This window comes from Polaribacter sp. AHE13PA (assembly GCF_019278505.1).
Classification (GTDB): domain Bacteria; phylum Bacteroidota; class Bacteroidia; order Flavobacteriales; family Flavobacteriaceae; genus Polaribacter.
In genome coordinates this window covers 722,312-744,227 of record NZ_CP058985.1, presented here as the reverse complement: position 1 = coordinate 744,227, position 21,916 = coordinate 722,312, and the positions used below count along the sequence as shown (strand labels likewise).

General features: G+C 29.7%; 17 protein-coding genes. 8 read left to right on the top strand and 9 right to left on the bottom strand.

Features of this window, described 5'->3' with window-relative positions; genetic code table 11:
• Positions 1 to 36: 36 nt before the first annotated feature.
• The 7 genes from H0I28_RS03270 to H0I28_RS03240 form a co-directional block, all read right to left on the bottom strand.
• Positions 37 to 1,260 (bottom strand): ABC transporter permease, encoded by a 1,224-nt coding sequence (locus tag H0I28_RS03270; RefSeq protein WP_218760457.1) that lies wholly within the window; start codon positions 1,258 to 1,260, stop codon positions 37 to 39.
• A gap of 1 nt (position 1,261) precedes the next feature.
• Positions 1,262 to 2,431 (bottom strand): ABC transporter permease, encoded by a 1,170-nt coding sequence (locus H0I28_RS03265; RefSeq protein WP_218760456.1) that lies wholly within the window; start codon positions 2,429 to 2,431, stop codon positions 1,262 to 1,264.
• Between the two features lies 1 nt (position 2,432).
• On the bottom strand, positions 2,433 to 3,425 hold the full coding sequence (locus H0I28_RS03260) for an HlyD family secretion protein (protein ID WP_218733317.1): 993 nt from the start codon (positions 3,423 to 3,425) through the stop codon (positions 2,433 to 2,435).
• 13 nt (positions 3,426 to 3,438) lie between these two features.
• Positions 3,439 to 4,794 (bottom strand): TolC family protein, encoded by a 1,356-nt coding sequence (locus tag H0I28_RS03255; protein ID WP_218760454.1) that lies wholly within the window; start codon positions 4,792 to 4,794, stop codon positions 3,439 to 3,441.
• Between the two features lie 27 nt (positions 4,795 to 4,821).
• Positions 4,822 to 5,406, bottom strand: coding sequence for a TetR/AcrR family transcriptional regulator (locus H0I28_RS03250; RefSeq protein ID WP_218733313.1), 585 nt, complete (start codon positions 5,404 to 5,406; stop codon positions 4,822 to 4,824).
• A 513-nt stretch (positions 5,407 to 5,919) separates the two neighbouring features.
• Positions 5,920 to 6,606 (bottom strand): class I SAM-dependent methyltransferase, encoded by a 687-nt coding sequence (locus H0I28_RS03245; RefSeq protein ID WP_218760452.1) that lies wholly within the window; start codon positions 6,604 to 6,606, stop codon positions 5,920 to 5,922.
• A 7-nt stretch (positions 6,607 to 6,613) separates the two neighbouring features.
• Positions 6,614 to 6,952 (bottom strand): hypothetical protein, encoded by a 339-nt coding sequence (locus H0I28_RS03240; RefSeq protein WP_218733309.1) that lies wholly within the window; start codon positions 6,950 to 6,952, stop codon positions 6,614 to 6,616.
• 587 nt (positions 6,953 to 7,539) lie between these two features.
• Between H0I28_RS03240 and H0I28_RS03235 the strand changes: the two genes are divergently transcribed.
• The 5 genes from H0I28_RS03235 (at position 7,540) to H0I28_RS03215 (ending at position 13,452) form a co-directional block, all read left to right on the top strand.
• Positions 7,540 to 10,164, top strand: coding sequence for a TonB-dependent receptor (locus tag H0I28_RS03235; RefSeq protein ID WP_218760451.1), 2,625 nt, complete (start codon positions 7,540 to 7,542; stop codon positions 10,162 to 10,164).
• Positions 10,165 to 10,236: 72 nt separating this feature from the next.
• Entirely contained in the window at positions 10,237 to 10,566 is a 330-nt protein-coding gene (locus tag H0I28_RS03230) for a hypothetical protein (protein ID WP_218760449.1), read from the top strand.
• Between the two features lie 2 nt (positions 10,567 to 10,568).
• On the top strand, positions 10,569 to 10,871 hold the full coding sequence (locus tag H0I28_RS03225) for a hypothetical protein (protein WP_218733305.1): 303 nt from the start codon (positions 10,569 to 10,571) through the stop codon (positions 10,869 to 10,871).
• Positions 10,871 to 12,934: a PepSY domain-containing protein gene (locus tag H0I28_RS03220; RefSeq protein ID WP_218733304.1), complete on the top strand. Its 2,064-nt coding sequence runs from the start codon at positions 10,871 to 10,873 to the stop codon at positions 12,932 to 12,934. Before H0I28_RS03225 ends, H0I28_RS03220 begins: the two co-directional genes overlap by 1 nt.
• Positions 12,922 to 13,452 (top strand): flavodoxin, encoded by a 531-nt coding sequence (locus H0I28_RS03215; protein WP_254712827.1) that lies wholly within the window; start codon positions 12,922 to 12,924, stop codon positions 13,450 to 13,452. The genes H0I28_RS03220 and H0I28_RS03215 overlap by 13 nt, the downstream gene beginning before the upstream one ends.
• Before the next feature lie 140 nt (positions 13,453 to 13,592).
• On the opposite strand, the gene carB is transcribed toward H0I28_RS03215, so the two are convergent.
• Both carB and rpmH read right to left on the bottom strand, forming a co-directional pair.
• The gene (gene carB, locus H0I28_RS03210) at positions 13,593 to 16,448 is read right to left on the bottom strand and encodes a carbamoyl-phosphate synthase large subunit (RefSeq protein ID WP_218760447.1); all 2,856 of its coding nucleotides are present in this window, start codon (positions 16,446 to 16,448) and stop codon (positions 13,593 to 13,595) included.
• Positions 16,449 to 16,555: 107 nt separating this feature from the next.
• Positions 16,556 to 16,717, bottom strand: a complete 162-nt coding sequence (gene rpmH / locus H0I28_RS03205; RefSeq protein ID WP_036820926.1) for a 50S ribosomal protein L34 — start codon at positions 16,715 to 16,717, stop codon at positions 16,556 to 16,558.
• Positions 16,718 to 16,941: 224 nt separating this feature from the next.
• On the opposite strand from rpmH, the gene H0I28_RS03200 reads away from it, so the two are divergent.
• From H0I28_RS03200 to H0I28_RS03190, 3 genes are all read left to right on the top strand, one after another.
• A complete protein-coding gene (locus H0I28_RS03200; RefSeq protein WP_218733300.1) occupies positions 16,942 to 18,555 on the top strand; it encodes a CTP synthase in 1,614 nt (537 codons plus the stop codon).
• Positions 18,556 to 18,767: 212 nt separating this feature from the next.
• Positions 18,768 to 20,651 carry a membrane protein insertase YidC gene (gene yidC, locus H0I28_RS03195; protein ID WP_218760445.1) on the top strand — a complete coding sequence of 628 codons (1,884 nt, stop codon included), beginning with the start codon at positions 18,768 to 18,770 and terminating at the stop codon, positions 20,649 to 20,651.
• Between the two features lie 185 nt (positions 20,652 to 20,836).
• Positions 20,837 to 21,343 carry a hypothetical protein gene (locus tag H0I28_RS03190; RefSeq protein ID WP_218760444.1) on the top strand — a complete coding sequence of 169 codons (507 nt, stop codon included), beginning with the start codon at positions 20,837 to 20,839 and terminating at the stop codon, positions 21,341 to 21,343.
• The last annotated feature ends 573 nt before the right edge of the window (positions 21,344 to 21,916 follow it).

The window sequence follows — 21,916 nt, the reverse complement described above, 5'->3', positions numbered from 1 at the left end:
TACTAATATAGTTTTCGACTCTTATAATCTATATAATTAACTATTTACCTCTAATCCTTTTTTTAACATTACTTCCTTTTTTGCTCTTAATTTTAAAGAGATGGCAGCAATGACAAAATAAATTACCGTTAACAACCATAAGTGATTCCATTCTTTTATTACATCTAAAAATGAAGCTTCCATTTGTGTTAATTTAACAAAGCCATTCATACCTGGTGTTGATGGAATGATGTCTGAAATAAATTTATAAAACTTAGAAAACCCTTCAACAGGAAAAGACAACCCGCTTAACATTAATGACGGAATAGAAAGCAAGACTAAAAAAACAATAGAATCTTCCCTTCTTTTAAAAAAGGAACTGATGGATATTCCTAGAAACACCACAGAAAATATATAGGGAATTATAAATACGTAAATTGATAATAATGAAGAACGCACCGGAATTCCAAACAACGTGTACACAACGCCAACTTGAATAGGAATAATAACGATATAAATTAAAGTATATAAACACGCTTTCGCTAATAAAACAGATAGCACGCCTCCTTTATGTAATATTCTTGGAAATTCTTTATGTGTAGATTTTGATTCTCGTCGAGATCCACTTAAAAGACCAATTCCCATCAATAAAACTAATTGAATAATTAAAGCAGTTAACATCGGAATTAAATAAGTTGCATACCCAGAATTTGTGTTAAACAAACTGGTGGATATTGCTTTTATTGGCGTATAATTTTTCTGAGCTTCATCAAAAGAAACTCCTTTTGCCATTTCTTTTTTTACTGCAATTCCTGCACTAAAATATCCGTTAACCGCAGTCACATCTCCTAAAACACGTTTGTAAAACAACATATTTGCAGCGTCAGAAAAAGTAGTAATGGTTGTTTGTCTGCCACTTCTAATATTCTTTTCAAAATTCTTTGGAATTATAACAATTCCTTGCACTTCTCTAGAATAGTAAGCTACTTTAGCTGCTTCTAAATCTGCAAATGATGTTATTGTTTTTGTACCTTCTGTAGCCGCTAACATAGCAATATAATCTCTACTCATTCTGGTACCATCTTGATTTACAATTGCAACCGGAACTTCTTTAATTATTTGATTTGAATATATATAAGTATACACCACCAAAATAATAAGGGTTACAGATAAAAAAGTACTTGCCACCGCTTTATCCGATTTAATTGAATTCCATTCGGTACGGAATGTATTCTTAAATGAAATGATGCCTTTGTAAAATAATTTATATAAATTCTTCATTTTAAATACTGTGATTAAACTTCCCTTTTAAAAACAATCTTTTTAACTTAAACCAACTTATTGAAATTGGCACAATACACAGAACAACTAAAATAATGATTGCCTTTAAAGAGTAAAATGCAGGAAACCCTCGTTGCGATTGATCTAGTAATAATTCAAAGAAATGGGTAAACGGAAAAACCTGACTCAACCATTGCAATATTTCTGGCATTCCAAAAATTGGAAATGTAATTCCTGAAAAAGAAAGACTTACAGCTCCAAAACCAGATCCAATTGTTAAGGCTTCTCTAAAACTACCACTAATAGCAATAAAGAATAATGCAAATGACTGATTTGCTAAAATCAATAAAAGTAAACCTGCTAAAACGGTTGTTTTACTTCCAAAAAAAGGAAAATCTTGCCATACGTACATACTTAATAATGTAACAATACCTACAAATAAAAACCAAATCGTATAGGGTAAAACTTTTCCTAAAATAATAGCAGATAAGCTTCCATTTGTAATGCTCAATAACTTATTTCCTTTGCTATACTTTAGATCTGCCCCAAAACAATAAATAGTGGTTAGCATGACAAATAATTGAAAAAACATCGTTAAAAACCCGGTATTTAAGTAATAGGAGTAATTTGTATACGGATTAGACAATATATGATTATTTGCTTTTATAGGTTGATAATTCACCAATGCTTGTTGCTTTGAAACTCCTTTTTTACGTTGCTTTTCTATATTTACACCTGCCGAAATTGTGCCAATAACTTTCCGAAATGCTTTATACTCTAATCCACCAGCCAATAAAAAATTACTATTGTACTGGTTGATGATGTTTACTTGTTTTCCACTTTTTAAATCTGCTTCAAAGTTTTGAGGAATTGTAACGACACCATACGCTTTTCCCAAGCTAATTAATTCTTCTCCTTTTTGCTGATTTATAGGAAAAAAACCAATTTTAATATCCGGTGCAGCATCTAACTGAGCAATAACATTTCTTGAGGTTGCAGTATGATCTAAATCTACCACAGCTACTGGTAAATCTCTAGCAACACCTTCACTTAAAAGCGTATTGAAAAACAAAATGGACACAAAAGGCAATATCACTGCAAGAACAAAAGTCGACTTACTGTTAAATAACAGTGCGATCTCTCTTTTTGCAATCCGTAAAGAGGGTTTCATTTTACTCATTAAATTGAGAATAATCAATTAAAATACTCATTCCAGGTCTTAACTCTACCTCTTTTTCAACAGGCATCGCCTTAATTTCAAAAGTTCTAATATCAAAATCTCCAGTAGCTTTTGTTGCACTCCAAGTAGCATAATCTCCTAAAGCAGCAACATAATAAATTTTAAATTGTACTTTTTTATTGTTTAAAGCAGGAATCGTTGCTTCAAAAACACTTTCTTTTTTAAAATTGAAAAGACTCGTTTCTTTGATATTTAAGATAGCGTAACTATTTGTTAAATCAACCAAATGAACAACTGGGTAACCTGCCCCTATTAATTCTCCTTCTTCTGGTAAAAAATCAAGAACTTCTGCATCTATAGGTGCAATAATATTACGCTCATTTTTATAACCTTCTAACTCAATTAAAGCGCCATCTGCCTGTTTTACCATTGCTGTTGCAGCATCTATGTCTTCATTTCTAGCACCTTTTTTTGCCATTTGATACATGCTTAACGCCGCTTCTTGGTCTTTTAACGCAACTTCTTTTTTTGCAAATATTTCATCTCTTTTTTGTTCAGAAATTACGCCATCCTTAAATAAGTTTGCCATACGAGTGTATGTCTTATTCATTACATTGGCTGCTGCTGTTGCTTTTTCATAGACACTTTTTGCTGCTCTAATTTCTTCTGACCTTGCTCCATTTTGTGCTTTATTCTTTTGAGCATTTGCAGCATCTCTTAAAGCTAACGCTTGTTGCTCTTTTGCCATAATTTCTGGACTTAAAAGCGTTGCTATCAATTGTCCTTTTTTTACACTTGCTCCTTCTTTCACTTCAAAAGAATTGATACGTGTAGGTATTTTAGAAGACAAATAAATTTCTTTTGCTTCAATTCTACCTTGTAAAACAACAGATTTAGGTTTCGTTAAAAACCACACACCTGTAAGAACTATAATTGAAATAATTACAACACCTATTAATGATTTTATAAATTTTGAATTTCTCATTTTAATTTTATTATTAATTTTGATTTAAGAAAGAAGCTGTTTTTCCTGTAAGTACCATTAACTCTCCGTAAGCTACATTGTACTCATATAAGGCTTTTATTTTATGTAATTTAATTTCTGATAACTTTAGAGTTGCGTCCATCACTTCTAGTGAAGTTCCAGTTCCTTCTTCAAAGGCACGTGTTCTCATAAATTTTAGTCTATTTGCCAATGCTTCATCTGTATGTAAACTTTCGTATTGCTCCAGTTCTTTTTGCATGGTATTGTACAGTTTTTCTGTATACGTCGTTAAATTTAATCGAGCTTGTCTATCAATTTCTTTTACTTGAGAAATTTTATATTTTGATGCTTTTATTTTATGTTCTCTTTGAAAACCATTAAACAATTCCCATTCTACACCAACACCAACAAACCATTTTGTATCTACCAATGGTAAATTATCTTTCCAAAGGATATATTTTCCAGAAACTCCTACTTTCGGAAAATAATCGCTCTTTTCTACTTGTACACCTACTTTTGCTAACTCATGATTTTTTTCAATGATTTTTAACTGTTCATTGTCTGTCAACATATCATTGGTAAAATCTTGCAAAGGTTTTACTATGGTGGGTTCCTTAAATTCACTACTGAAACCAGAAATGGAATTTACTCCTATTAAGTTCTGAACAGCCGTAGTAGCCAAATCGACATCTTTTTTAGCCCCTAACAACTCTCTATTTGCATTAGACAAAGCTACTTTAGCGTTTAAAGTTTCTACTTCTGGAATAATACCATTTTCGAAAAACTTAGTTGCTTGGTTGTTATGTAATAAAATAACATCATATACTTCTTGTCTTAACTGAACTGCTTCTTCGGCTAATTTTAACTTAAAAAAGTAATTGATTAACTGAATCGTCAATGCATCTTCTTTAATTTTATGCTTGGTTTCTGACAATGCTAATTTTATTTCTGAAGCTTTGTTAGCGGCATTAATCTTTCCTCCTGCATAAATTGGCATCGATATATCTGCAGTGGCAAACCCCATATTTTTTTCTTGCAGAGTAAAATCCCAACTACCTAAAACGGCTGCAGGATCTGTAATCCCTAATAAGCCACCTACCATATTTCTTTGCTCATTTAAATCAGCCGAAATATCTTTATCTAAATGCATATAAGTACCAGAAACACCTACCGTTGGTAAACGCAATCCTTTTGTAGCTTTATGCTCTTCTTCCATCGCTTTTACTTCAAAGCTAGAGGCTTTTGCATCTCCGTTTTTAGACAACATTAAGTCATACGCTTGCCTTAAGGTAATATCTTGGGCGTTTGTAAATGTTGTTATAAAACCTAATACAAAAGAGAAAAATACTCCTATTCTATTCAATTTCATTGATTTATTTTTTAAATTGATATTCACTTATTTTAAAATATTTAAAATATTATCAGTTAGTTTATCTACATCATCTATAGTAACTTCTTGTTCTCCAAAAATATTTTTTCTTGTAAAATTGATATAATCCACGGCATAGACCAAAATGTGATAATGCAATTGATACACCGTTGTTTCTTTCGAAATCTCACCAGATTTCACTCCAATTATTTTGATGCTATTCATTAACTCAGCACTTTTTTCTTTAATGATTTCTGATGCAAAAAAGTTTTCATTATGTAACAATTGATAAAAAAATTTTGAAGCATTTGGCTCTTCTAAAAAGTAAGTAACTCTATTTCTAATAAACTCTTCTATAAGTGGTTTAATAGTATCTGTGTTTATGGTTAATAAATATTCTAGCTCTTTATATAAAGAGTTTACCTTATCACGATAGAGTTCATTTATTAAATCTTGTTTACCCGTATAAGTTCTATACAAATACCCACCACTTACGTTTGCTTTTTTAGCAATCATAGCAATTGTAGTTGCTTCAATACCATGTTCTACAATGGTATGCATAATCGCATCTTTAATTCTTGCTATTTTATCTTCATCAATTTTACGCGCCATACTTAGAATTATTTTCCTAACACAAAGTTATGAATAAATGTTCATTCATTTATTAAAAGTGAATAATTTTTTATAAATTGTAATTAACTTAAATATTTTACTATAAATATATAATCATAAAATTTAAAACATTATTGTCAATAAAAGATATAAAACCGCTTCTTTTTTAGATATAAAAACATAGATTTATGAAAAAAATATGTTCCAACTAAATAAAAAATAATCTCTATTCAAAGCTTACTGTTATATAAAATAGTAAGCTTTGAATGCAGAAAATATGAAGTTTAAATATTTCATCTTTTATTGATAAATAAGAAATTTATATGGAAGAGAAAAACAGTAGTGCTAATAAACACATTGAATACAAAACTTTAAGGAGAAGATTATAAAACATATTAAAATAAGCTTTAATTCCTAACGGATGAAGCTGTAATCAGATCTGTTCTGTTAGTTATTTTTATTGTTTGTATAAATAAAGATTCTTAGACATTTTTTGATTGAAAATAAAGAGATTTAATTTTTTCGTAATACTGCAATAGAATACTCTCTACTGACCCACTCTCCCGTTTTACTTTTTACTGTTTCTGTTTTATTTTTAATCTTTACTAACTTAAAATCAGTCTCAGCTATTAGGTTTATAAACGTTTCATGATCATAAAGACTAAAAACGTTTGTATTAGCAACAAAAGGAAGTTGTTTCATAAAACTACTATTGGCAAAAGACACTACAAAAACACCATTAGATTTAAGTACTCTGTGTATTTCTGTTAAAAAATCTATGGGATTTGTCCAAAAATATATAGTATTTACAGTAATAATTTTATGAAAAAAATTAACAACATATGGAATGTTTAGTCCATTGTATAATAAAAATAATGCAACCCTTTTCTTAATGTATTTTGCATTTATTTTTACTGCTTGTTGTTGCATAATTTCAGATATCTCCATTCCAAAATATTTCAATTCACTAGCCTGTTTTAGTACATCGGGTAAATGAGAAGCATTTCCATGCCCCAATTCTAATACCCTATCTTTATCTTGTACATCAAGTAATTTCACACTTTCTAAAACCATACCTTTATTAGTGTCGCTTAATAACTCACCTATAGAAATACCCTTTTCTCCCTTTGGACAACAAAGTTGCTGTGCCAATTGATTTAATTCTTCTTTATCAACCGATTCTATTAATTCTTCTTTCATAAATACTCTATTTAATTCTATACTCATCTAAAATATCGTCTATATTTAAAATAAATTGAGTACCTAAAATTAAATCCTCTAAAAGCCCTAAAATTGTGTCATCCACTTTAATACAAGTATCAACTAATTCACTTGTAGTCCAAATTTTATTACATCGTTCTCCTTTGCAGCTGTCACAATTACAAGGAACATGAGATCCTCGAACAACATCTAATAAATTATCTAGTTCATTTTCTGCCATAAAAACTCCTACAGAGCCAATAACTATTTGCATTTCATAATTTTGGTTTGGGTATTTATTTACTTTATAACTTGCTCCATATTTATTTTTATAAATTAATTCCATATTTAATTTTAAAGGTTTTTGCCTAGCTCTATTTAGAACAACTCTAAATAATATTTAGCAAATATAGTTTTTTATTTTATTTAGAACAATTCTAAATAAAATAAAACATCAATTAATAAATATTGAAGAAATCTAATTGTAAATACATGTTAATACGCATACTAAAGATGAAGAAAGCAAAAAAATTAAGAGTTAGAACGACATATAATTTATGAGTAACGATTATCAAGCATTATGATAAATATATTTAGGAACTAATAAAATAAACCATTGTGTATTTATACAATATTATTTTTTTTGATTAGAATATAATTTAAGTAAAACTTTAAGTCAACACTTGTATTTCTATATAAACACAGAAAACATGTGTTACGATTTCCACTTGAAATCGTTTTAAAAAACAGTTAATTTTAAAACTCAAATACAATTCAGATAAACACACACAAATAAAGTACTAAAATACAGAAACATAAATATAATTTAAAAACAAAATTAACCTTATTTAAATTTAATCTAAATAAATTTTGATGTTAAATTTAGTTAAAATACATTTGTGAAATAATTTATAATTTAATTTTTATTTAAAAATGGTAATAAAAAAAATAGTAACTTTTTTTATATTAGTACTAACATTAACCGCAGCTGTAGCGCAACAGAATACTATAAAAGGTACAGTTTTAGACAATAAAAAAACACCTCTTGCAGGAGTAAGTGTAACTATTAAAGGTACAAAAAAAGGTTCTGAAACCGATTTTAAAGGTAATTTTGAAATTAAAAATACTCAAAAAAATCAAACCTTAGTGCTTTCATACCTTGGTTTTAAAACGAAAGTAATTGTAATCAACGATAAAACAAACTTAGGAGAAATTGTACTGTTTGAAGGTAATGAGCTTTTAAGTGAGATTGTATTAAAAAGTAGAAATAATAAATTTTCTCGTAAAAAAACCGCTTATGTTTCTAAATTACCTTTAAAAGATTTAGAAAACCCTATAGTATACAGTACAATTACAAACGAGTTATTAGAATCTCAAATTGTAACCAATTTTGATGATGCAATGACAAATGCTACCGGTATTACAAAACTTTGGGAATCTACAGGACGTGCTCCAGGAGAAGGTACTGCTTATTTTTCTACCAGAGGGTTTTCTGTACAACCTTCATTAGTTGATGGTATGCCAGGCTTTACATTTAGTGCTGTAGATCCATCATATATAGAAAGGATCGAAGTTATAAAAGGACCATCTGCAACATTGTTTGGTAGCACAGTTTCTTCTTTTGGAGGTTTAATAAATGTGGTAACAAAAAAACCTTATAAAGGTTTTGGAGGAAGCGTTTCTTATACAGGAGGATCTTTTGGAATGAATCGTGTATCTGCGGATGTAAATACTCCTTTAGGCAACAATGACGATTTATTTTTTAGAATTAATACCTCTTACTTAACACAAGATAGTTTTCAGGATGCAGGGTTTAGAAACACATTTTTTGTTGCTCCTTCTCTATCTTACACTGTAAATAATCGTTTAAACATATCTGTAGGTATCGAATATTCTAATACAGAACAAACGAATCCTTCTATGTTATTTTTAAGAAGAGGGTTGCCTTTGGTTTCTAATAATATTGAACAATTAGGCATAGATCCAAATAAATCTTTTACTTCTAATGACATCACTTTAACTAGCCAGATTTTTAACACACGTGCTATTGCTGATTACAAAATTTCAGATAATTGGACTTCTCAAACCGTATTTGCATCAACTTACTCTGAAGCTAAAGGATACTATCAATATTTAATTGACGGCGCAAGTGCTGCTTTTTTTACTATTCCTAATTTATTAGGGGATGCTGCTGCTTATGTACAAAATGATTTAGATTTAATTCTTGGAGAATCTGCCATTCTATTACAAGATGATGTATTTGCTCGTTTGTATGACAAAAGAGATGCGGATGCAGTAAAAACAAATATTCAACAAAATTTTATAGGTGATTTTAAAATTGGAGAGGTTCGTAATCGATTAATTTTAGGCTTAGATTATGTTTACAGAAATGCAAATTCAAGAAATAAAAATGGAAATCCTACATTAGCCCAAAACTCACAATTCCCAAACATAGTGAATACTTTTAACTATGCAATTCCAGGAGCTGGTGATGCTTTTGCTGCTCAATTAGCTAGTTTTCCTTATTTTGATGGTTTCTTTTCTTCAAACGGAGAAGTAGTAGCAACTTCCTTTACCCCAAATGCAACTTATAAGACTACTAAATCTGATTTAGATGCAATTTTTGATCCACTAACAGCAAACCACATTAGTACAAGTTCTCAAACTTTTGCTTTATATGCCTCTAATGTAGTTAATATTACTGATAACTTAACGGTTAATCTAGGACTTCGTTTAGATCATTTTGACCAAGATGGTAATGATGATGATCTTTTAGATGATTATACTAAAACAACGTTTTCTCCAAATGCAGGGATTCTATACCAAGCAATCCCTAATAAATTGACTTTATTTACCAATTACCAAACAGGCTTTGTAAATAACGATCCTTCTGTAAATTCTGATGGAACTGTAGACACTTTTAAACCAACAAAAGCCATTCAGTTTGAAGGTGGTATTAAAACAAACTTTTTTAAAGGAAAGTTAAATGTTGGCGCAAGTTATTACAATATTACAGTAGAAGATTTTGTAGGATCAGATCCTAATTCAGTTTTATTTCCAGAAAGTTTAATTCTTAATGAATCACAAAGTGAAGGTATTGAGTTAGAAGTGAACACAAATCCTTTAGCTGGTTTAAATTTACGCGCTTCATATTCTTATAACGACAGTAAAATAACGGATGCGTATAGCGAAACAACCGGATTACAATACGATGAATTACAAGACAGAAGACCAGAATCTGCCGGACCGGATGCTACTTATAACTTTTGGGCAGACTATAGATTAGTAAATTCTGATAATAAATTTTTACAGAATTTAGGTTTTGGAGCAGGTTTTAATGGTACTTCAGAACACATAACAGCAAATAATGCAGTGACAGGTACCTTTACATTACCAAGTTATACAGTATTCAATTCAACAATATACTATAATACATATAAAATTAGAATCGGATTAAAAGTAAATAACATTACAGATGAAACCTATTATAAAGGTTGGAGCACTGTTAACGCACAAGCACCTAGAGCATTTTTAGGAACGATACAATACAAGTTTTAATATTTATTTGAGTTGATTTTTAAACAGCTCTAAATCTAATGGTTTAGAGTTGTTTATTTTTAAATGATTAAAATGATTACAATTAGTTTATTATTAATTTTATTAGCAAGTTTAGTTTTTTATAACACTTCTAAAAAAGCACTATTGCTATATAATTCAGCAATAGAAATCTGGATTCAAGTAAATAAAAATTATTCAAAAGCTATAGCCTTACTGTTTTTAATAGTTAGTTTACTATCTATAATTTTAATCTTTGGTTTTACCTCTGGAATTATTTTTTGGTTAATCTCATTCATCTCTTTTTTAAGTACTATCGTTATTATTTATCCTTTAAAGATCGTCAACTATAAACATTTAATCATTTTATTTTTAATACTACTCGTTTTAGAATTAATAACATAAATATGCCTGCAAATACTAAATACTTAAACAAATCTCCTTGGCAACAATTTGCAAAAATTTCTGCTGGTATTATAGGAGGCTATTTAATTGCCGCACTTTTTCATATGTGTTTGTCATTATTACTTCCAAATCCAAAAGAAGTTTTAATAACATCTACCATAACCATATTTATTGTTTGGTGCATACTTTTAATTGTCCCTTTTTTATTTAAAAACGGATGGAAAGCATGGTTACTTTACCTTTTAACAATTCTAATTCTTTTTAGTGTTTATTATTTAGCATCTAAAAACAATCCTTTTATATAATGAGTAATAAAAATTACAACGTTTTTTTTAATACACATACTGTAAGTGGTATTGTTATTAGTTTTGCCTTATTTGTTATTTTTTTTGCAGGTGCTTTTTCTCTATTTAAAGAAGAAATTGCTATTTGGGAAAATGGAAACTCAATAACTCATACAGAAAGACAAGATATTGATTTCGATAAAATTTTTAAATCTTTAGATGAAGATCATCAATTAACAGGAAGAGATTTGCAATTAAATTTCGGAGAAAAAGACGACCATATTTATGTTTCTCTAGGCAAAAATAGAGACTCTTTAGCCACGGAAGAAACAAAAAAAACAAATTACTTTTCTGTTAACATCAATACAAGTGAGGCAAAAAATTATGAAGAACATTATAGCTTAGGAGAATTTTTATATCGATTACATTTTCTTGCTCAATTTCCATATATAGGTATTTACTTAGCTGGTTTTGTTTCTCTATTTTTCTTGTTTGCTATTGTAACGGGAGTTATTGTTCATTGGAAAAAAATAATATCAAACTTCTATTCTTTTAATCCTAAAGCTGCATTAAAACGAGTTTGGACAGATGCTCACACAGCATTAGGTGTAATTGGCTTACCTTTTCAATTTATGTTTGCCGTAACTGGAGCTTACTTTTGCTTAAGTTTATTGGTCTTAATACCTGCTAACTTTTTATATAATGGAGATCAAGCTAAATTAATGGAAGATGTAAGACCTGATCGAAAAATTTACGAATGGGTTGCTAAATCAGATAAAAACATTCCTAGTTTTAACCAATTTGCAGAAAAAGCAGTAAAAGAATGGGATCATTTTCATTTAACCAGAGGTTTTGTAAGAAACTATGGAGGTACTAATATGAAGTATATTCTTATTGGAGACCTAAAAGATAGCGAACGTTTTATAGGTATTGGACGAATTATTTACAATCCATATACAGGTGTTGTTGAATCTATAAAAAATCCTAATAAAATTAATTACATAGAAGATTTTCAGAGGGTTTTAGGACGTTTACATTTTGCTGATTTTGGCGGAACCCCCATTAAAATCATCTATTTTCTACTTTCTTTAATTACTTGTTTTGTAATAATTACTGGAGTTTTAATTTACGTAGAGGCCAGAAACAAAAAAAGCATCACTTTAAAACAACGATTATATACAGCTAAAGTTGGTCATATTTATTTAGCAATATGCTTATCTATGTTGCCGGTTACAGCCTTATCTTTTTTGTTTGTTAAAACATGTATAGGTTACTTTAACGATAATCAAGCTGCTATTTATTGGTTTTACTTTATTACATGGCTTTTATTTATTCTATTTTTTAGATTTAAAAGAGATAATTATTACACCAATAAAGTAAGCCTTCTTTTAGGTGCTATATTCGGATTTTTAGTACCAATTACAAACGGAATTATCTCTGAGAATTGGTTATGGAAAACCTTTGCAAAAAACCAATTTGATATTTTAACAATTGATGTGCTTTGGATTATTATTGCTTCAATTTCATTACTGTTTTACTTAAAAATAAAACCTAAAGTGAAAGAACAAAGTGCATTTACAAAACATCCTATTGACTATAAGAATCGAAAAAAATTATTATCAGAAGAAAAGAATAAACTATCCAATACTAACAAAACAGAAATTACAGATAAAGATTTACTAAATAAAAACGAGATTCCTATGAGAACAAAAATTATAATCCTTTGGATATTTTTAGCAATCGGTTGGATTGTTCATCACATTTATGGTCTTTTTAATATCTATTATAACGAAACTTTAATTATTGAAGGTGCAACAGGAGAAACTCCTTTTAATCATCATATTTACAGAATTTTATTCGAAGGTCTTTGTCTACTTTTTGGTTTATTAACCATAGAGGTTTCAAAAAAATGGTTTAAATGGACTTCTTTTATTTGGGCTATTATTGCTGGAATATATAATATTTATCATTTTATTGAAGCACTAATTTTTGAAAGTGATAATATTTCTGAAATTTTTATGCTTGCGCTAGTTTCTCTAGCTAGTATTTTCCTTGTAAGAAACTTGTATCTATGGAAAAAATAAAAGACATTGGCTTAATTTACGGTTCAAACACTGGAATGACCGAAGAAATTACAAGTTCTATTATAGATAATTGGAATTTATGCAACATAGACGTTATAGAAGTTTCTCAAGTAAAAAAAGAAGATTTTAATAAATTCGACATCCTAATTCTTGGCCTTTCAACTTGGTATGACGGAGACTTACAAAGCGATTGGGAGTCTTATTATGATGAATTTAAAACAATAGATTTTACAGGTAAAACAGTTGCTCTTTATGGTTTGGGAGACCAATATGGTTATGGAGAATATTTTATTGATGGCGTTGGAATGTTAGCAAAAGTTATTTTAGAGAATAATGGAAAAATAACAGGTTATTGGTCCACTAATGGCTATGATTTTGAACAATCTAAAGCATTATACAATGATGATTTCTTTTATGGATTAGCTATTGATGAAGACAATCAATCGGAATTAACCGAAGAAAGGTTAAGCGATTGGCTTTCTGTTTTAAAAGATGAATTTTCTATTCTTTTAAATTAGAAGAGATAACCTTAAACTAATAGATAATTCTCTTAACTTTTAGAACTAATCTTTTATATTGCTATTAAAATAAGTGGTTTATTATAAAAACAAAAAGCATCCAAAATTTGGATGCTTTTTTATGTTCTAATAATTTCTAATTACTTATTCAAATACATTTTACGTCTTGCGTACAAATCATAAAACTGATCGTCTCTTAAACTATCAATAAATAAAATACTCTCACCAGTTGACTTCATTTCTGGTCCTAGTTTCTTATCAACGTTCGGGAACTTGTTAAAAGAAAATACAGGTTGCTTAATTGCATACCCTTCTAATTGAGGGTTAAAATTAAAATCAGTTACTTTATTATGACCTAACATTACTTTAGTTGCATAGTTTACATACGGTTCTTTGTATGCTTTTGCAATAAAAGGTACTGTTCTAGATGCTCTTGGGTTTGCTTCAATTATATAAACAATATCATTTTTAACAGCAAACTGAACATTAATCAATCCTACCGTTTTTAATTCTGTTGCAATAGTACGTGTATGATCTTTAATTTGTTGTAAAACTAAATCTCCTAAATTAAATACAGGTAAAGTAGCATTAGAATCTCCAGAATGAATTCCACAAGGCTCTATATGTTCCATTATTCCTATAATATACACATTACCATCAGCATCACAAATTGCATCTGCTTCTGCTTCTATCGCTCCATCTAAATAATGATCTAACAGTAATTTATTACCAGGCATTCTTCCTAATAAATCAACTACATGTTTTACCAATTCTTCTTTATTGATCACAATTTTCATCCCTTGTCCTCCTAATACATAAGAAGGTCTTACTAAAATAGGGAAATCTAATTCATCTGCTAAAGCCAAAGCTTCATCCGCAGTTTCTGCGATACCAAACTCAGGGTAAGGAATGCTATTCTTTTTTAACAATTCAGAAAAAAGCCCTCTATCTTCAGCTAAATCTAATGCTTCAAAAGAAGTACCAATAATTTTAATTCCGTATTTCGTTAACTTTTCAGCTAATTTTAAAGCGGTTTGTCCTCCTAATTGTACAATAACCCCTTCTGGTTTTTCATGACGAATAATGTCATAAATATGTTCCCAAAAAACAGGTTCGAAATATAATTTATCAGCAGTATCAAAATCTGTAGAAACCGTTTCTGGATTACAGTTGATCATAATGGTTTCGTAACCACATTCTGCAGCTGCTAAAACACCATGCACACAACAATAATCAAACTCAATTCCTTGTCCAATTCTATTTGGTCCAGATCCTAAAACGATGATTTTCTTTTTATCAGTTACAATACTTTCGTTTGCAATGATAATTTCTCCGTCTGCTGTTTCAATTTCATTTTCAAAAGTTGAATAGTAGTAAGGAGTCTTTGCTTTAAACTCTGCAGCACAAGTATCAACTAATTTAAAAACACGTTGTACTTTTAATTCTTCTCTTTTTGTATATACTTCACTTTCTAAACAGCCCAACATGTGTGCTATTTGTCTATCTCCGTATCCTTTTTGTTTTGCTTCTAATAATAAATCTCTTCCTAAAGTACCAATTTTGTAGGTAGAAATTTCTTTTTGAAGTTGAAATAACTCTTCATATTGTTTTAAATACCACATGTCTATTTTTGTGATATCGTAAATCTGAGTTAATGGAATTCCCATTGCAATTGCATCATAAATTGCAAAAACACGGTCCCAACTTGCATTGGTTAATTTTTCTATAATTTGATTATAGTCTGTATACCCTTTTCCGTCTGCACCTAAACCATTTCTTTTAATCTCTAAAGACTGTGTTGCTTTGTGCAATGCTTCTTGGAACGAACGTCCAATTCCCATTACCTCTCCAACAGATTTCATTTGTAAACCTAAAGTTCTGTCTGAACCTTCGAATTTATCAAAATTCCAACGAGGTATTTTTACAATTACATAATCTAAAGTTGGCTCAAATAAAGCCGATGTAGATTTTGTAATTCCGTTTTCTAACTCATCTAATGTATACCCAATCGCTAATTTTGTAGCTACTTTTGCAATAGGATACCCTGTTGCTTTAGACGCTAAAGCGGATGAACGAGAAACACGAGGATTAATCTCGATAGCAATAATATCTTCTTTTTCGTCTGGCGAAACTGCAAACTGTACGTTACAACCACCTTCAAAATCTCCAATAGAACGCATCATTTTTATAGACATGTCACGCATTTTCTGAAACGTTTTATCAGAAAGTGTCATAGCAGGTGCTACTGTAATAGAATCTCCAGTATGAATTCCCATAGGATCCATATTTTCGATAGAACATATAATGACAACATTATCGTTCTTATCACGTAATAATTCTAATTCGTATTCTTTCCATCCCATCATCGCTTTGTCAATCATCACCTCATGTATAGGAGATGCTTCTAAACCGAAACTTAATAGTTGGTCAAAATCTTCTGCTTTATAAACAATAGAAGCTCCTGCCCCACCCAAGGTATAAGAAGAACGAATAACTAAAGGAAAACCAAATTCTTGTGCAATTTCTTTTCCTTTTAAAAATGAAGTAGCTGTTGCTTGAGGCGCCATTGGCACATCAATCTTTAACATTAGCTCTCTAAATTGCTCTCTATCTTCTGTAATATTAATAGCATCGATATCTACACCAATTAATTTTACATTAAAGTCTTCCCAAATTCCTTTATCATCTGCTTCAATACAAAGGTTTAATGCAGTTTGCCCACCCATTGTTGGTAAAACAGCATCAATTTGTGGATGCTCTTTTAAAATTTGAATGATAGATTTAGTTGTTAAAGGCAACAAGTAAATATGATCAGCCATAGAAGGGTCTGTCATAATTGTTGCAGGGTTTGAGTTGATTAGAACTGTTTCTATTCCATCTTCTCTTAAAGAACGTAAAGATTGTGAACCAGAATAATCAAATTCACAAGCTTGTCCAATAACAATTGGTCCAGATCCAATAATTAAAACTGATTTGAGGTCTTTTCTTTTTGGCATTGTAAGTTGTTGTGTTATGTTGTTTTACAAAAATAGTTAGTGCTTGGGTATAAAAAAAGGCATTACTTAAAAAAGTAACACCTTATATATTAACAAATGTTAATCATTTATTTTTTATGTCTAGTTTCAGTAGAAACAGAAATTTTCTTTCTTCCTTTAGCTCTTCTACGAGCTAACACCTTTCTACCATTAGCAGAAGCCATTCTTTCCATGAAACCATGTTTATTTCTTCTCTTTCTCTTTGACGGTTGGTAAGTTCTTTTTGGCATTATCTGTATTTTTAAATGTCTTCTATTATTATGTTATTGCTTTAAATTCTACTCTTTTAAAGCGTTGGCAAATATACAACTGTTTTTATTTATGACAAACACTATTTTAAAAAAAAATGAAATATTTTTTAACGAGACAAAAGTACAAGTTTTGTAAATCTTTTCACCTTTTTTATTTGACAGAATTTTTAGAGTTAGTACTTTTGCGCAAACCTAAGAATACCATGAGTAATACTAAATATGTTTTTGTAACAGGAGGCGTAACATCATCCCTTGGAAAAGGAATTATTGCTGCATCATTAGCAAAATTATTACAGCAAAGAGGATTTTCTGTAACTATCCAAAAATTAGACCCTTATATTAATATAGACCCAGGAACTTTAAATCCGTACGAGCATGGAGAATGTTATGTTACAGATGATGGAGCAGAAACAGATTTAGATCTAGGTCATTATGAGCGTTTTTTAAACATTCCTACAAGTCAATCTAATAACGTAACTACAGGTAAAATTTATCAATCTGTAATTAATAAAGAGCGTAAAGGAGAGTTTCTAGGAAAAACGGTACAAGTTATTCCTCATATTACAGACGAAATTAAACGTAGAATCCAGATTTTAGGAGAAACCGGTGATTATGATATTGTAATTACAGAAATTGGTGGAACTGTTGGTGATATTGAATCTTTACCTTATGTAGAGTCTGTAAGACAAATGCTTTGGGAAAAAGGAGAAGATAATGCCATTGTTATTCATTTAACATTAATTCCTTTTTTAGCTGCAGCAGGTGAATTAAAGACAAAACCTACGCAACACTCTGTAAAAATGTTAATGCAAAGTGGTGTAAGCCCAGATATTTTAGTGTGTAGAACAGAACATGAAATTTCTGACGACATTAAACGTAAACTAGCTTTATTTTGTAATGTTAAGCAAGAAGACGTAATACAGTCTATAGATGCAGAGACTATATATGATGTTCCTAATTTAATGTTAGCACAAGGTTTAGATACTGTTGTTTTAAATAAATTAAAGCTTTCTTCTAAAGGAGAACCAGAATTAAAAGTTTGGAACAACTTTTTAGAGAAACACAAAAACCCAAAGCATGAAGTAGAAATTGCCTTAATTGGTAAATATATTGAGTTGCAAGATTCTTATAAATCTATTACAGAAGCTTTTATTCATGCAGGTTCTACTCATGAAACTAAAGTGAAAGTACGTTGGGTACATTCAGAAAGTTTAACACCTAAAAATGCAGAGAAAAAATTAGCAGGTGTTAATGGTATTTTAGTAGCTCCTGGTTTTGGTGATAGAGGTATTGAAGGTAAAATTAGAGCTGTAAGATATGCAAGAGAAAACAATATTCCTTTCTTCGGAATTTGTTTAGGAATGCAAATGGCAGTAATAGAGTTTGCTAGAAACGTTTTAGGTTTAGAGAACGCAAGTTCTACAGAAATGAACAAAAGCACTAAAGACCCTGTTATTAATTTAATGGAAAGTCAGAAAGATGTTACCGAAAAAGGTGGAACCATGCGTTTAGGTGCTTGGGATTGTGAACTGAAAAAAGATTCTAAAATATACAAAGCTTATAAATCTGAATTGATTAGTGAACGTCACAGACACCGTTTTGAGTTTAACAACGCATATTTAGAACAAATTGAAGCTGCAGGAATGAAAGCAACAGGATTCAACCCAAAAACAGGATTGGTAGAAGTTGTAGAAGTACCTACACACCCTTGGTTTGTTGGTGTACAATACCATCCAGAATATAAAAGTACCGTTTTAAAACCACATCCTTTATTTGTAGATTTTATTAAAGCTGCCTTAAAACAGTCTCAAAAATAAAAAAAGAATTTAATTAATAGCAGTCGAAACTTTAATATTTCGACTGCTCTTAAAGTGACATTATAAAAATTAGGAATACTATTTGAACTACATAGTTAGTATCAAAAATAAAGTAGCAAAAATTATATAAAGCTGCTTTTTAACTACATTTGTCGCTTTTTAATCAAAAGACATTTTTGGTTTAATGACAAATTGACATTTTAAAATAACACATGGAACAAAAAAAATTCGATATCAATTCTTTTATAGGAATGTTATTATTAGGAGGTATTTTATTATACTGGATTAACTCTACCAAACCAGATGAAACTACGGATCCTTCTACGAATACAGAACAAATTGTAGACTCTACAAACAACACATCGAATACTTTTACTGAAAACACACCTGTTTTTGAAAACGATTCTTTAAAACAAATTGCTTACACAACTAAACTTGGTGCTTTTGCACAAAGTGCAATAAAAGGTACTAACGGTACTTCTGTTTTAGAAAACGACTTGGTTAAATTAACCGTTAGTAATAAAGGTGGACAAATCATAGAGGCTGAAATTAAGAATTATAAAACTCATGATTCTTTACCTTTATATATGATAAAAGACAAAAACGCGTCTTTTAACATCAATTTTGGTACTACAGACAATAGAATTTTAAACACTAAAGACTTATTCTTTGAACCTACAGTTTCTAAAAATGGAGAAACGACTGTTCTTTCTATGAAATTAAAAGTTTCAGACACTCAATTTCTAGAATATAGATATGAGATGAAACCAAAAAATTACATGGTTAATTTTGCTGTTCGTTCTCAAGGTTTAAGTACTGTAATTAACTCTTCTAACCTAATTAATTTAGATTGGTCTTTAGATGGTTATGCGCATGAAAAAAGTGTAAAAACAGAAAACACCATGTATTCTCATCTGTACTATAAAACAGAAGATGATGTAGATTATTTGAATGCTGGTAAAACAGAAATTTTAAATGATGTAGATTGGATTTCTTATAAACAACACTTCTTTACCTCTATTTTATTAACTGATACTCCTTTTAATAATAGTACTGTAACTTCTACAGATCTTATTAAAAATGAAGAATTAGATACAGTATTCACAAAACGATATGAGTTAAAAACTCCGTTAGAATTAGCTAGTGGTGAGTTAAATTATAACATGAAATGGTTTTACGGACCAAGTGATTATAACTTATTAAAAACTTTTGAAGGTACAGATTTAGATCATACAGCAGATTTAGGTTGGGGAATTTTTGGTTTCTTAAACAGAACTGTATTTTACCCTGTATTTAATTTCTTAAAAGGATTTTTATCTAATTACGGATTAATTATTATTTTAATGACAATTGTTGTTAGAATCATCATGTCCCCATTAGTATATAAATCTTATTTATCGAGTGCTAAAATGAAGGTAATAAGACCTGAGTTAACAGCTTTAAATGATAAATATCCAGGGAAAGAAAATGCAATGAAACGTCAGCAAGAAACCATGGCTATTCAGCGTAAAGCTGGAGTTAGTATGTTGTCTGGTTGTATACCTGCCATATTGCAAATGCCAGTATTCTTTGCTTTATTTAAGTTTTTTCCTACAAACTTAGCATTAAGACAAGAAAACTTTTTATGGGCAAATGATTTATCTTCTTACGATATGATTTATCAATTACCTATTAAGATACCATTTTATGGAGATCACGTAAGTTTGTTTCCAATATTAGCTTCTGTAGCAATTTTCTTTTACATGAAAATGAACCAAAGTCAGCAAGCAAATATGCAACCACCTACGCAAGAAGGAATGCCAGATATGGGGAAAATGATGAAGTACATGATTTACTTCTCTCCTATTATGATGTTGTTTTTCTTTAACAACTATGCAAGTTCTTTAAGTTTGTATTACTTTATTTCTAACTTGTTAACTATTGCAATTATGTTAGTAATTAAAAACTACGTAATTGATGAAGATAAGATACACGCTCAAATAGAAGAAAACAAAAAGAAGCCGGAAAAGAAGAAGAGTAAATTCCGTCAAAAAATAGACGATGCTATGAAACAAGCGCAAGAACAACAAGCGCAGCAAAAGAAAGGCAAAAAATAAAAGGCAATCCTTTTCCATCATTTTTAAAAATCCAAAACTTAATTGTTTTGGATTTTTTTTGGTTGAAAAACAGGTAGTATTACTCTTTACTTTTGTCACAAAAAAGCTAACTTAGCTATCTACTGATGTAATTCATTAAAACGATGTCATATCAGTGTTAACGTTGGGCAATATTACCAATCACTATGAAAATAAAAATAAAAGGAACAGATCAAATAAAAGATATTTCACCAAGTGAATGGTCTGGAGTTGAAAAAAATGGACAATCTTCAGAATATGAAATAATTGAAAGAAATACTGTTTGGGCAACACCAATTGATAATAATGGAAATATTATCGAATCACAAAAACGTGAATTTGAATTAGAACATTGGCAAAGAATATTAGGTTTAGGTTCAAAAAATAAGTGGAAACGTTTTGAAAATGGGAATAATGAATTTAGTAAAACAAATCTGGAATCTGAAATTATTGAAAATTCAGAAACCAATACAAAAGCCAATACTGAAATAATCGAGTTAAGTCAGTTACAAGTTGAATTGACTCAAGCTCAAATTGATGAAAGTAAAGCTCAAAAAAAGTTTATTGAACTACAAACCTCTGATTTAAAATATAAATATCTCTATTTTATAATCGGAATTATATTAGGAAATTTGGGAACAGTTCTATTGTGGATACAATGGTTAAACAAATAATAATTGAAAAAAAAAAAAAACATTGTCCAACACTGTGTATAAAAAATCGCTTATTTTTAGCTTAACCAAAATTAGTTTCATTTCTGTAAACTCCTATTTTCCTGCGGAAAATAGCTGTTCACTTTAAACGTAACTTTCCATAACACAACAACGTTAGCTAAATCAAAGAAACACCTTAAAAAAACTGAGTATTATTAAGTTTTTATTAAGGTGTTTTCACATATCAGTAAAACAAAACTCAATACTCCCTAAACCTAACAAACTCGTGAAGCCCTAATTGAAGTGACATACTTTTTGTTTTTCACAAAAAGATATAACGGAAATTAGCAAATAGCTCCCCAAAAACTAATTCCGTTTAATAATTATGTGTACTTATACTATCACTACTTAAAGCTAAAAATTAACTATGCAGATAGGTCTAATATTTCACAAAATGTTAAATAAAATTACGGAAAACCGTAGTCTCAATTTAAAGAATTAAAGTAATTTTAGAAAATTAAAATAGTGAATCAATCATATTTAAATTATGTCTGAACAAGCTGAAAAAAGACTTAAAAAAGAAGTAGGCATAAT

Coding starts and splice junctions, on each gene's coding strand:
- H0I28_RS03230 (WP_218760449.1), top strand. CDS start 10,237: ATGATTACAATTAGTTTATTATTAATTTTATTAGCAAGTTTAGTTTTT.
- H0I28_RS03265 (WP_218760456.1), bottom strand. CDS start 2,431: ATGAAACCCTCTTTACGGATTGCAAAAAGAGAGATCGCACTGTTATTT.
- H0I28_RS03235 (WP_218760451.1), top strand. CDS start 7,540: ATGGTAATAAAAAAAATAGTAACTTTTTTTATATTAGTACTAACATTA.
- H0I28_RS03260 (WP_218733317.1), bottom strand. CDS start 3,425: ATGAGAAATTCAAAATTTATAAAATCATTAATAGGTGTTGTAATTATT.
- H0I28_RS03240 (WP_218733309.1), bottom strand. CDS start 6,952: ATGGAATTAATTTATAAAAATAAATATGGAGCAAGTTATAAAGTAAAT.
- H0I28_RS03215 (WP_254712827.1), top strand. CDS start 12,922: ATGGAAAAAATAAAAGACATTGGCTTAATTTACGGTTCAAACACTGGA.
- H0I28_RS03250 (WP_218733313.1), bottom strand. CDS start 5,406: ATGGCGCGTAAAATTGATGAAGATAAAATAGCAAGAATTAAAGATGCG.
- yidC (WP_218760445.1), top strand. CDS start 18,768: ATGGAACAAAAAAAATTCGATATCAATTCTTTTATAGGAATGTTATTA.
- H0I28_RS03200 (WP_218733300.1), top strand. CDS start 16,942: ATGAGTAATACTAAATATGTTTTTGTAACAGGAGGCGTAACATCATCC.
- carB (WP_218760447.1), bottom strand. CDS start 16,448: ATGCCAAAAAGAAAAGACCTCAAATCAGTTTTAATTATTGGATCTGGA.
- H0I28_RS03225 (WP_218733305.1), top strand. CDS start 10,569: ATGCCTGCAAATACTAAATACTTAAACAAATCTCCTTGGCAACAATTT.
- H0I28_RS03220 (WP_218733304.1), top strand. CDS start 10,871: ATGAGTAATAAAAATTACAACGTTTTTTTTAATACACATACTGTAAGT.
- H0I28_RS03270 (WP_218760457.1), bottom strand. CDS start 1,260: ATGAAGAATTTATATAAATTATTTTACAAAGGCATCATTTCATTTAAG.
- H0I28_RS03190 (WP_218760444.1), top strand. CDS start 20,837: ATGAAAATAAAAATAAAAGGAACAGATCAAATAAAAGATATTTCACCA.
- H0I28_RS03245 (WP_218760452.1), bottom strand. CDS start 6,606: ATGAAAGAAGAATTAATAGAATCGGTTGATAAAGAAGAATTAAATCAA.
- H0I28_RS03255 (WP_218760454.1), bottom strand. CDS start 4,794: ATGAAATTGAATAGAATAGGAGTATTTTTCTCTTTTGTATTAGGTTTT.
- rpmH (WP_036820926.1), bottom strand. CDS start 16,717: ATGCCAAAAAGAACTTACCAACCGTCAAAGAGAAAGAGAAGAAATAAA.